This is a genomic window from Vibrio sp. E14 (genome assembly GCF_020515785.1).
Classification (GTDB): Bacteria; Pseudomonadota; Gammaproteobacteria; order Enterobacterales; family Vibrionaceae; genus Vibrio; species Vibrio diabolicus.
In genome coordinates this window covers 742,662-755,161 of the sequence record NZ_JAHPJI010000002.1, presented here as the reverse complement: position 1 = coordinate 755,161, position 12,500 = coordinate 742,662, and the positions used below count along the sequence as shown (strand labels likewise).

Sequence of the window (12,500 nt, the reverse complement as noted above, 5' to 3'; positions counted from 1 at the left end):
CATTTTAATGTGGTAACGGTAGAGAGTCGCTGTCTTGTTCGTCTTTAGAGAAAGGGAAGGCTTGGATAATAAAAAGCCCAGCGTATGCGCTGGGCTAGTTTTTTTGATAGGTATTAGCTGGTCAACAGTCGCTGTAGTTTATCTCGTTGAGCTTCGATGTACGCACGCTCAGGACTCTGTTCTTTACAGTGTTCAAGGATGAATTCTATCGAGCTCAATACCGTTCTCCAACGTGGCGTTTTCGGCAGCGTTTCTATACGCATGTATTTATCCAAAGTGCGTGTTTGCAGAGTGCTACGGTCAAGATAAACGCGCCATAAGCCACTTTGTTCGGCAAATGCGAATTTACTTTCACCAGTGACTGACTCCCAATACTCTAAGGCATGTGTCATTGCGTCGACCAGAATTTCTCGCATTAGCTCTTGTTTGTCTTTTTTGTTACCAAGCGCTTTGTCTGCAAGGCGTGTAAACTCTCCACCGAGTTCTTTCAGCTTCTGCAGCTGGTCTTTATCGCCATCAAAAGCATAACTTGAAAGCACCTCTACTGCGGTTTCTAGGTTGTGTATGCGAGCGGCATTGGCTCCTCCGCCAACATTAAAGATATACATGACATCTAAGCCTGAGCCTTCAGGTAGTTTAAGAATGTCTGCTTCGATGTTTTGACGAATATCTTCAATATAGATATCAATCTTGCCACAGTAATGAGGTTGTTTGACGGTCAGATACTTAGGTGCAATCAACTCATCGGCAGATGAACGTTTTAATTGTTCTAAGTTACGCTTGAATAGCTTGCAAGCAGCTTCATTAGCAAACCGAATACGCTTATCTTCACGCAAACAGATAATCGCTTCAGGAGCCGATTCCAGTTGTTCCAACAATCGCCCTTGAGTTTCTAATAAGCTTGCCTCTACAGCCGCTCGTTGGCGAAGTTCAGATTCAAGTATCTTATTCTCCATGTGGCGCATTTCAGCTTGGCTTGCCGTTAAGTGCGCTTGGATGCGCGCAGCTAGCTCTTGTTTATTGAATGGCTTAGATAAATAGTCGTTGGCTCCTGCTTCAAAGCCTCGTACACGATCTTCTGTTTGACTAAGCGCGGTGAGCATAATGATAGGTAGCTCGGCATGGTCATAAGTTTCACGTAATTCACTGCAGACTTGATAGCCGCTCATGCCTGGCATCATGATATCCAATAACAGGAGTTCCGGTTTTTCCTGCTCAACGAGTGCTAATGTTTCTGGTCCATCAGAGACGGTACGTACGCGATAGCCCTCTAAACGTAAGAAGCTCTCAAGCACACGCAGGTTTACTGGTTCATCGTCAGCGACATACAGTAACGGGCCGTCTGGATTCTCTGGCAGTGATAAGTCTTCATTGTTCTCTACATCGATTTCAGGAATCTGGAAGTGTCCGTGCGCTGCAAGGGTTTGAGTTGTTTGGATCTCTTCTTCACTGGCAAGTGGTAACGTGAAACTGAAGGTGGTGCCGACCATAGGCTGGCTGCTGACGTATAACGAGCCACCCATCAACTCAATCAATTGACGGCTAATCGAAAGCCCGAGCCCCGCACCTTGACGATAGCGACTTGCGTCTTGTCCTGCTTGGATAAGTGGTTCGAAAATATGTTCAAGATGTTCTGCGGGAATACCTTGCCCAGTATCCACAACTTGCACACGAACATGATCATCAACCACATTGGCGGAGATAACGATTTTACCTTCTGAGGTGTACTTAATCGCATTACCGATCAGGTTATATAACACTTGTTCAAGGCGTTGAGGATCGGCAGACACCGCTTTCAAGTCCGCTGGTACTTGGTTGATGATACGGATGGTTTTATTTCCAAGTAAATGACTGGAAAGCTCTAGTACCAGTCGCGTTGCACTAGCTAAACTCACCGCTGATTTCTGGATATCCATGCTTCCGTAACGCATTTTATGATAATCCAATAAGTCATCAACAAGGTTTGCGAGACGTTGCCCACTTTTAATGATGATATCAAGCTGATATTTTTGGCTAGCAGGGATGGCACCGTTAGCGCCGGACGCTAAGGTCTCAGCGATTCCGACCATGCCGTGCAATGGTGTGCGAAGTTCATGAGAAGTGGTGGCTAAGAACTCATCTTTAAGTTTGTCGGCCAATTGCAGTTCATCATTTTGTTTTTGAATGATCTGGATGTTGCTCTCGAGCTCTTCATTTTGCTTCTTAATGGTTTGAATTTTTTCTCGAATAGAGCGCTGCATTCGTTCAAAACTCAGCGCAAGACGGCCAATTTCATCTTTGCGAACCGTATTAAAGGTGGTGTCATCAAGATCTCCGGCAGACACTTTTTCGGCAGCCCAAGTTAACTTCAGCAACGGAGAAGTAATAAAATTTGATAAATAATGGGAAGCGATTACCACTAGAATGATGGCGATCAGCATGGCGATAACAAACAGTTTTTCTAGTTGATGAATACGGGCGAAAGCTTCATTTTCTGGTAATTGCACGACGAGTGCCCAAATAACACCACGCGTCTCAATCGGTGCATAAGCAGCGATGATCTCTTCACCTAAGCCGTTCGTGTAAGTGCCGACGCCAAATGCACCAGAGAGTGCTTTATCGATCACTTCTAAGCTGTTCTTAATGTCATCTTGCTTGGTGTTAATTGTGCGAGGTTGGTGATCATTTCCAACCAGTAAGGTATTAATGGATGACTCTCGGTTGGCGTCTGCGGCTAACTTCGTGATGCCATTATTTGGTAAGCGGAACATTGCATAGCTGTGTAGGTAGCCTTGCTGAACAATTGGAGCACCTAACCAAGCGACTTGTTTACCACCTTCCAGTTCGAAATCAGACACAATCACAGGGGTGTAGTCTTCATTCACCTTACGGCGTTCAGTGACGTCATCAGCTAGACGCTTGAAGGTTTTGCCAAGTGCTGAGTCTTTGTAGGGGCCTGATAATAAGTTTGTTCCGTAGTTATCGTCTTTGTTGATCGAGTAGGTGACATTACCGTTGATATCGACCAGCAAAATATCATTAAAATCAGAGCGCTTGAGGAGCTCCAAGTAGGCCCAGTGGTAACGTTTATGTAAGAGTCGGTAACGTTCACTTCCGACATAGTTGGAAGACTCGGGTAACGTTGACGTTTTGATTTGATCTCCGCTGCCTTCAATGTAGCGCTGTTGGGCATTTTTACGAGATTCTTCAATGTCATTACCTAAACGACTAAAAGCATTGACGAGACCGTAGAATCGACCACCACTGGCGTAAGCCAGTTCAGAGCGCACAAAGCCCATGACTTCGGTTTCCCGCGCCTCAAAGTAGTCGATAATTTGCTGTTGTTTTGTATCTCGAACAGACAACAAGTGTGAGGTGCTTTGTTCTTGCAGATCTTTACTGTGGGACTGTAGGAAAAAGATCGCAGTAATAGTAAGAGGTGTGATACTGAGCACCAGAAATGCGGTCATCAGTGTACTCTGAAGGCGCTTAAATTTCTGTTTTTTGTAGAATTTAAACATGGATAAGATTACAACTCATAAAGGGCAGTTCTAAAATGTACTTCGCTGCCGAGGTTCTCGTTAAAAACGGATAAGAAGTTCAACTAGATAGAATTAACAAAATTAACGAGTTTTTTTTCTTTGACAAGAAAGTTAGTTGTAAAGCGTGCAGGGTGACGCAGTTTTTCTTATGAGTGTTGAGTTTTTGAGAAAAAATCGCGCAGGTTTGTACCTGCGCGAGGGAAGATTATGACTTTTTCGCGTAGTAGATAGAAAACTTATTGGTCTTATTTAGCGTCTCGCAATTATTAAACGCCCGCTCAATAATTGGTGGATATTTTAAGAAGCTATTCGCGACAATGATCATTTCACCATGGTTATCGAGATACTTTGGAGCCTGACCCAATAGTGTTTCTGCTGCGTTGTAGTTCGTATCCAAACCACTGTGGAAAGGTGGGTTACTGATGATAAAACGATAATCGTCGGCTGTGTCTGAGTAAATATCAGAGGCGAATACATGGCCGGTTAATCCATTGGCTTTTAGTGTGGCTTGACTCGATGTGATGGCATACGCGTTAATGTCACACATCTCAATCGCAATTTCCGGATTGGCTTTTGCCATGAAAGCACCTAACACCCCAGCACCACATCCAAAGTCGAGGACTTTACCTGATAGAGTAGGTAGGGTTTCGAGTAATAGGCGGCTACCTAAATCGAATTCGCCATGACTGAATACTCCAGGCAAGCTCTTAACAGTCAGTGATTGCTCACCAAGTGTGACCGTATAGGTTTTAAACCAGTCTGCTTGATTGAACGGCTTTGGTTCATTGAGGCAAGTGCCCCAGTAAAATGAACAGCGACGAGCGGAATCGTATTTATTGACCGGGCCATACTCTTTGAACATCTTCTCGATGCTTTTAACACCTGAGCGGTTTTCGCCAACCACTACAATTTCAGTGTTCACGCCTAGTTTCGCCATCAACATCGCCAGAAGGTATTCGGCTTCGGCTTTGGCTTTAGGCCAGTACAAAAGCACCATGTCTGCTTGTGTCTCAGTATTAAACTCAGAACCAAAATGGCTTTTAACCTTGTTATGAGTGCGAATTTGACGGTAGAAGCTGTAGTTTGAAGTGAAGACTTCCACAGATTCACAGTGTTTGGTCAGTTCAAGTGGAAAGAGATCTTCGACTTCACCTGCAACTAAAACATGTTTTCCGTTGAAGTACTCGAGCTGACGCTGAGCGATTTGGCTAGGAGCGATATAAGCAGACATAAATTGGGTTCATCAGAAATAATTGGGGCAGATTTTCGCACAATCTGCCCCAAGCTTGAAGTGATTAAGCTGTGACTAGCTGTTGTCTTGCTGGTTGAGGAAGTCTTTGAATTCTTCTTCGTAGATATTAAACAGTACCATTGTCACGGCAAAAATCAGTGGACCGTAGATAAGACCAATCAAACCAAACAGGTGCAGACCACCCAGTAACGAGAAGAAAATCATTAAGGTGTTCATGCCTGCGCTGCCTTGCATTAGCAGCGGACGCAACAGGTTATCAATAGAACCAACGACGACCACACTCCACACCGTCAAGAAGATAGCCCAAGTCATATCGCCTGTTAAGAACAAGTAGGCCGCTGCAGGAATCCAGATTAGTGCGGTTCCAACCACTGGAATGAATGATGCAAAGCCCATCATCGTTCCCCAAAATAACCCAGGGAAGCCAGCGAGCCACATACCGATACCGCCAGCCAGACCCTGAGCAATAGCCGTTAGGAATGAGCCCATCACGGCTGATTTAGAAACCTGCTCGATCTCTGTCAATATACGGTCTTCCTGGCTACGTGAGAGTGGCAGAATATGACGAATCGCAGAGATAATTTTGTCGTGATCACGAAGTAGAAAAAACAGCACAAACAGCATCAGGAAAAAATTCATTAGGAAGTTGGTGGCGTCTCCTAAAATTTTGGCACTGATAGCAACTAGGTTAGAGCCAAACGATGTGGCAAATTGACCAATTTTTTCCGCAATGGCTTTTGGCTCGATTTTATCGAAAGGTAAGTACTCATTAACTATAGCTAAACCTTTGATAACGAAAGGATGTTGGAATATATCTTGGATTCCGCCATTAGTGACCCAGTTGTACGTATTTTGTGAAAAAACAGAGCCTTGTTGAACAATGGCTGCAAACACAAATAGCAGTGGGATAACGATAATAAACGTCAAGACGACACATGACAGCAGTGCGGCCATATTGGGGTGCTTGGGAATTTTTCGCTCAAACCATTCGTGTACCGGAAACATGAGCAAAGAAATGATAAAAGCCATCACAATGGAATTGATGTATGGCTCAACCAATAAGTAGCAAGCAAAAGCAGCGGCGAGTAAAGAGACCATTAGCACTCGGTGACTCGACGTTATTTTTACATTATTTGGCATGAGATTAGTCCAACTTACAGGTGACGTTTACGGTTTGCGCCTTCAAAGATGGCGTTGAACCTTTATTACTTTGCACTCTTAACTCTTTCAAGCTTATGACAATGCCGAATTAGAGCAGAGCAATATACCTTGTTATAATGACCACAAATCAGTCGGTTATCAATCAAGAGATGAACTATGGGTTGTTGCAACGGTGATAAAAAGTGTCAAACCGAGAAAAAAGCCAAACGAATACCGTGGTTTGGCATTGTTATTGGTGTTTTAGCAGTATTGGTTATATTGAATTGGCAATAAAAAAGGACCGTGATGGTCCTTTTTTAAATTAGTTATCGCAGCTTTTAAGCGATTACTTTGCTTCTTCTGCAAGAGTTGCAAAACAGCGGTCAGCCGCTTCTAGCGTGGCATCGATTTCTTTTGAACCGTGAGCAAGGGAAGTAAAGCTCGCTTCGAACGCTGAAGGCGCTAGGTAGACACCGTGTTTGAGCATTAAGTGGAAGAAGCGCTTGAAGCGTTCCACATCGCACTTCGTTACGTCTTCGTAGCAAGTCACTTTTTCTTGGTCAGTGAAGAAGAAGCCGAACATGCCGCCCACTTGGTTCACAACCAGAGGAATACCGTGTTTCTCTGCTAGAGACTTAAAGCCATCTGCTAGTTGTTTGGTTTTTGAAGCTAGGCGTTTTTCGTTGCCTTCTTCTTTTAGAAGGTTCAAACATGCATAGCCTGCAGCCATTGCGACAGGGTTGCCAGAAAGCGTACCCGCTTGGTAAACCGGACCCGTTGGCGCAACGTATTGCATTACTTCTTTACGACCTCCGAAAGCACCCACTGGCATACCACCACCGATCACTTTACCTAGTGTCGTTAGGTCTGGCTTGATGTTGTAGTGCGCTTGTGCGCCACCAAGTGCCACGCGGAAGCCTGTCATTACTTCATCAAAAATCAGTAGCGCGCCTTCTTGATCACAGATTTCACGTAGACCTTCGTGGAAGCCTTCCACTGGTGGGATACAGTTCATGTTGCCTGCAACTGGCTCAACGATGATACAAGCGATTTCGCCTTTGTTAGCAGCGAATAGCTCGCGTACAGAATCTAGGTCGTTGAATGTTGCTGTTAGCGTGTGCTTAGCAAAATCTGCAGGAACGCCAGGAGAGCTTGGTTGACCAAGGGTCAGTGCACCAGAGCCCGCTTTTACTAGTAAGCTGTCTGCGTGACCATGGTAACAACCTTCAAACTTCATGATCTTGTCGCGACCAGTGAAGCCACGTGCAAGGCGAATCGCGCTCATAGTCGCTTCTGTACCAGAACTTACCATGCGGATTTGCTCCATTGATGGAACAAGTTCAGAAACTAACTCTGCCATCGCGATTTCAAGTTCAGTTGGTGCGCCGAAGCTAAGGCCGCGTTGCGCTGCGTCAATGACGGCTTCGCGGATAACCGCGTGGTTGTGGCCAAGAATCATTGGACCCCAAGAGCCAACGTAATCAATGTACGCTTTACCATCGGCATCAAAAATCAGTGGACCGTCTGCTCGTTCGATAAATAGCGGAGAGCCGCCAACGCCGTTGAATGCACGAACTGGTGAATTGACACCGCCAGGGATGGTTTGCTGAGCTTTTTGATACAGCTCTGATGATTTGGTCATGGGGTTATCCTCTTTTGATTGCTCGGACCAAGTGGAGCGCATTGTACCTAGCTATAATCAAGTTAGAAACGTTTTGCTTAATTTATGTGTTGTTTCGCAGTGTAATCTTATATATCCGCATCTGTTATAAAGAATCGGCGGTGAATACTTGAACGAGTTTGTCAGGTATTGGATAATCGTCTCAATTAGCACAAATTTGACGTCTTGCTTCAGGCTTGACGCATTACACGAGTGAGAGAGGTCTTCGTGAGCGAAGTAAACGTACCATTATCTTTTTCTGACGCAGCAGCATCTCGCGTTAAAGCATTGATTGCTGAAGAAGAAAACCCAGCATTGAAACTGCGCGTATACATTACTGGTGGCGGCTGTAGCGGCTTCCAATACGGCTTTACTTTTGATGAAAATGTAAACGAAGGCGATACGACAATCGTAAACAGTGGTGTAACACTGGTTGTAGACCCTATGAGTCTGCAATATCTCGTTGGCGGCATTGTTGACTACACAGAAGGGTTAGAAGGAGCGCGCTTCTTTGTAAACAACCCAAATGCAACGACAACATGTGGTTGTGGTGCATCGTTCAGTGTGTAATTAACACTAATCAGGCAGCCAGTGGCTGCCTGAACTTTACGTAGAAGGATGTCACGTAAAGTCGCTCTCGCAGAATATGCAGAGAAATAATAAAAAGGACTTTATATGTCTGGATCGTCTTTCGGACGTCGCATTGTCGAGCGCCCGTGGCTAGTATCTCTTATCCTCATATTGCTTCTTGTTGCATGGCTGGCAATCGGTCAACTGAAAGCACAAGATGATAATCTCAATTCTTCATCCTCTTCAACGAACACCACGCCACTTGCAAAGGTGATGTTCGACACTTTTATTGCTGAACCCACAAGTAAAACCATCGAACTGTATGGACGGACTGCCCCCAATCGTCAAGCGCGCCTTGGCGCTGAAGTCGCGGGTAAAATAGTCAGCCTCAATATAGAAAAAGGTCAAACAGTCAAGCAGGGGCAAGTGATCGCAAGCATCGACAAGCGCGATCTTGGTATTCAGCTCAAGCGGGCTCAGGCGATGCTGTTGGTTAAAGAGAAAGAGTTTAATGCAGCTAAATCGCTAAAAAGTCGCGGACTACAGGGCGAAGTTGCGTTTGCGACAGCACAAGCGGCATTGGTGGATGCTCGAGCGAGTTTGAGCAACGTGCAAACGGCATTAAGAAATACCGAGGTGAAAGCACCATTCGATGGCATTGTAGATCACCACTTTGTTGAGTTAGGTGATTTTGTCGGGATTGGCGATCCTATTGCGACGGTCATTGATTTGGATACTTTAGTGATTGAAGCCGATGTCAGTGAACGGCATATACAATACCTTAAGGAAGGCCTAGAAGCCGACGTAAGAACCATTAACCAACAGCATCATCAAGGTCATGTGCGCTACATTGGACGTGTTTCTTCTGCTTCTACTAATACATTTCCAATTGAAATCGAAATTGATAATCAAGACGCAAGAATTCCTGCTGGTATGAGCGCAGAAGTACAGCTGCCGTTGAGTGAAGTGTTGGCGGTAAAGATTACGGCTGCCATGTTAGCACTAGATGAAGAAGGTAACTTAGGTGTCAAGACACTGCGTAATGAGCATGTTGAGTTTGTTCCAATTCAACTCGTTAAGGCCGAGGATGATGGTGTGTGGCTCTCTGGTTTAGGAGAGCGTGTAGACATTATCGTGCTGGGGCAAGGGTTTGTACGCGATGGCGATCAGGTGCTGGCCAATAAAGTTGATGACGTAGTTGTTGAAGCGGCTAGTGAGCAGTAAGGAGCACTTATGTACACTCTGATTGATGCTGCGTTATCCCGCGCTCGCACCATGCTGACATTACTGGTGATGATCTTAATTGCCGGTGTCATTACTTACGTCACAATCCCCAAGGAATCGAGCCCTGATATTACCATTCCTATTATCTACGTTTCCGTTGGACATCAAGGCATTTCTCCCGTCGATGCCGAGCGTTTATTAGTTCGCCCAATAGAGCAAGAGTTGCGCTCTATTGAAGGCGTAAAAGAGATGACCTCTGTGGCATCAGAAGGTCATGCTTCGGTGACGCTGGAATTTAGTGTTGGAGTGGATCTTGATAAAGCGATGGCAGATGTCCGAGACGCCGTTGACCTTGCGAAGCCAAAATTGCCAGAGGACAGTGATGAGCCAACGGTAAATGAAGTCACGTTTGCATCTGAAGAGCCCGTTTTGACTGTTGTTCTATATGGCACCGTACCAGAGCGGACCATTGTACAGATTGCCAGAACGCTACGTGATCGTTTGGAGAGTTTCCGTCAGGTTCTTGAGGTTGAAATCGCAGGAGATCGCGAAGACATCGTGGAGATAGTTGTCGATCCGCTATTGATGGAAAGCTACGGTCTCGATCAAGCGGATATTTATAATTTAATCGCCTTGAATAACCGAGTGGTTGCAGCGGGATTTGTCGATACTGGGTATGGACGCTTTTCGGTAAAAGTCCCATCGGTGTTTGATTCACTGAAAGATGTGCTTGAACTGCCAATCAAAGTGAATGGCAAAGAGGTGATCACCTTTGGCGATGTGGCGACAGTACGACGTGCATTTCGCGACCCTGAAAGTTTTGCTCGTTTAGATGGCGAATCTGCCATCGTTTTGGATGTGAAAAAACGGGCAGGTGAAAACATCATTGAAACGGTCGAGCTGGTAAAAGAAGTACTGGCTCAAGGACAACAGCGAGCCGAGTGGCCCAACAATTTGCAAGTCAAATATACTTGGGATCAATCCGACGATGTCAAATTGATGCTCAGTGATCTACAAAACAACATTCTGTCCGCAATCATTCTCGTTGTGATCGTCATTATTGCCATATTGGGGGTTAGGACTGCATTACTTGTAGGTATCTCTATTCCTGGATCGTTCTTGACTGGGTTGTTGGTGTTATCGGTATTTGGGCTGACGGTCAATATCGTCGTTCTGTTTGCTTTAATTATGGCGGTGGGCATGTTGGTGGATGGTGCCATTGTGGTGACAGAGTTTGCGGATAGGCGCATGCAAGAGGGTACACCTCGTAAAGAAGCCTATCGAGATGCAGCAAAGCGAATGGCCTGGCCTATTACCGCATCCACAGCAACCACATTGGCTGCGTTTGCTCCGTTACTTTTCTGGCCAGACATTACTGGTGAGTTCATGAAGTACTTACCACTTACTTTAATTGCTACTTTGGCCGCTTCGCTGATGATGGCTTTACTGTTCGTTCCTGTCATCGGTGGGATCATTGGCAAGCCTCAAGTAGTCAATCAAAAAGCTCAGCGAGAAATGGTTGAGCTGCATAACGGCAACTTTGAAAAAGCGACAGGCATTACCAAGCTTTATTACCAGACTCTATCGGTAGCGATTCGTCATCCATGGAAAGTATTACTCAGCGCGATACTGCTAGCGGCAGGTGTCGGCTTCACTTACAACAAAGCTGGCTTGGGTGCAGAGTTTTTCCCTGAAGTGGACCCCGCCTTTTTTACCGTTAAAGTTCGTTCTTATGGTGACCTGTCTATTCACGAAAAAGATGTTGTTATGCGCGAAATCGAGAAGGTGATGCTCGGTCATGACGAGTTTGAAAGTGTCTACACGCGTACAGGCTCAAGTGATAATGGGGATGAAATCGGCCAGATTCAGATAACGCCTGTGGATTGGCAGTATCGACGCAAAGTGAAAACCATTATTGAAGAGCTAAAAGAGACCACAGATCGCTTTTATGGTGTTGAACTTGAGTATAAATTCCCGGACGCAGGACCGCCTGTCGAGCATGATCTCGTGATTGAAGTGTCATCACGAAACTTGAGTGTTAGTGCGTTAGATGAAGCGGCCAAAAAAGTCCGACACTGGGCTGATGGTAATCCTGCACTGACCAATTTGAGTGATACCACTAATAAGGAAGGGATTGATTGGCAAATTGATATCCAGCGAGATGACGCCTCTCGCTTTGCAGCGGATGCGACCTTAGTCGGGAATACTGTTCAGTTTGTTACAAACGGTTTGAAAATAGGCGATTATTTGCCCGATGATGCGGATGAAGAAGTCGATATTTTGGTGCGCTACCCACAAGATAAGCGCGATATTGGTCGATTTGACCAACTGAGAGTGAAAACGGCGGCTGGTTTGGTGCCAATCACGAACTTTGCTCAAATTAAGCCAGATCATAAGCAAGATACCATTCGTCGTGTAGACGGCCATCGAGTTATCAATATCAAAGCAGACATGGTGGAAGGTTACAATTTGGCGCTTGAGCTACCGAAGATTGCCGCTGGAATGGAACAGCTCGACTTACCGGAAGGCATTGAATATAAGATTCGGGGCCAAAATGAAGAGCAGGAAAACTCATCAGCATTCTTACAAAATGCTTTTATTGTAGCGCTTGGTGTGATGGCTCTGATTTTAATTACGCAGTTTAATAGCTTTTATCAAGCTTTCTTAATCCTCAGTGCTGTGTTGTTTTCTACCGTTGGGGTCTTTGCTGGATTGCTTATTTTCCAAAAGCCATTTGGCATCATTATGTCGGGAATTGGAGTGATTGCGTTGGCTGGTATCGTGGTAAACAACAATATTGTTTTAATCGATACTTACAATCAGATGCGTAAACGTGGCTTAGAGAAATCTGAGGCGATCTTGCGTACGGGGGTGCAGCGTTTAAGACCCGTTTTACTCACGACGGTGACCACCATACTAGGCTTATTGCCAATGGTGCTAGAAATGAACATCGACTTAGTTAACCAGAAAGTGGAATTTGGCGCGCCAAGCACTCAATGGTGGTCTCAACTTGCGACGGCTGTCGCGGGTGGATTGGCGTTTGCGACTTTGCTAACACTGGTTCTGACACCATGCTTGCTCATGCTCGGGAGAGAGCATCACTCCGAAAAGTAAGCTTCATCGTGATGATATT

The 12,500-nt window shown here is 45.4% G+C and carries 7 protein-coding genes; 3 read left to right on the top strand and 4 right to left on the bottom strand.

Annotated features, from left to right (window positions below; genetic code table 11):
* Nucleotides 1-113: 113 nt before the first annotated feature.
* From LIX84_RS08700 to hemL, 4 genes are all read right to left on the bottom strand, one after another.
* Nucleotides 114-3,500 carry a hybrid sensor histidine kinase/response regulator gene (locus LIX84_RS08700; protein WP_048625952.1) on the bottom strand — a complete coding sequence of 1,129 codons (3,387 nt, stop codon included), beginning with the start codon at nt 3,498-3,500 and terminating at the stop codon, nt 114-116.
* 226 nt (nt 3,501-3,726) lie between these two features.
* Nucleotides 3,727-4,752: a 16S rRNA (guanine(1207)-N(2))-methyltransferase RsmC gene (gene rsmC / locus LIX84_RS08695; RefSeq protein WP_005394693.1), complete on the bottom strand. Its 1,026-nt coding sequence runs from the start codon at nt 4,750-4,752 to the stop codon at nt 3,727-3,729.
* 75 nt (nt 4,753-4,827) lie between these two features.
* A complete protein-coding gene (locus LIX84_RS08690; RefSeq protein ID WP_226421100.1) occupies nt 4,828-5,913 on the bottom strand; it encodes an AI-2E family transporter in 1,086 nt (361 codons plus the stop codon).
* A gap of 346 nt (nt 5,914-6,259) precedes the next feature.
* A complete protein-coding gene (gene hemL, locus LIX84_RS08685; protein WP_012841437.1) occupies nt 6,260-7,555 on the bottom strand; it encodes a glutamate-1-semialdehyde 2,1-aminomutase in 1,296 nt (431 codons plus the stop codon).
* Between the two features lie 246 nt (nt 7,556-7,801).
* Here hemL and erpA point away from each other — a divergent pair, with 246 nt between their 5' ends.
* The 3 genes from erpA (at nt 7,802) to vmeK (ending at nt 12,481) form a co-directional block, all read left to right on the top strand.
* Nucleotides 7,802-8,143 (top strand): iron-sulfur cluster insertion protein ErpA, encoded by a 342-nt coding sequence (gene erpA, locus LIX84_RS08680; RefSeq protein ID WP_005380031.1) that lies wholly within the window; start codon nt 7,802-7,804, stop codon nt 8,141-8,143.
* Between the two features lie 105 nt (nt 8,144-8,248).
* Nucleotides 8,249-9,367, top strand: coding sequence for an efflux RND transporter periplasmic adaptor subunit (locus LIX84_RS08675; protein ID WP_226421099.1), 1,119 nt, complete (start codon nt 8,249-8,251; stop codon nt 9,365-9,367).
* A 9-nt stretch (nt 9,368-9,376) separates the two neighbouring features.
* Nucleotides 9,377-12,481 carry a multidrug efflux RND transporter permease subunit VmeK gene (gene vmeK / locus LIX84_RS08670; RefSeq protein ID WP_005394681.1) on the top strand — a complete coding sequence of 1,035 codons (3,105 nt, stop codon included), beginning with the start codon at nt 9,377-9,379 and terminating at the stop codon, nt 12,479-12,481.
* Nucleotides 12,482-12,500 lie beyond the last annotated feature (19 nt).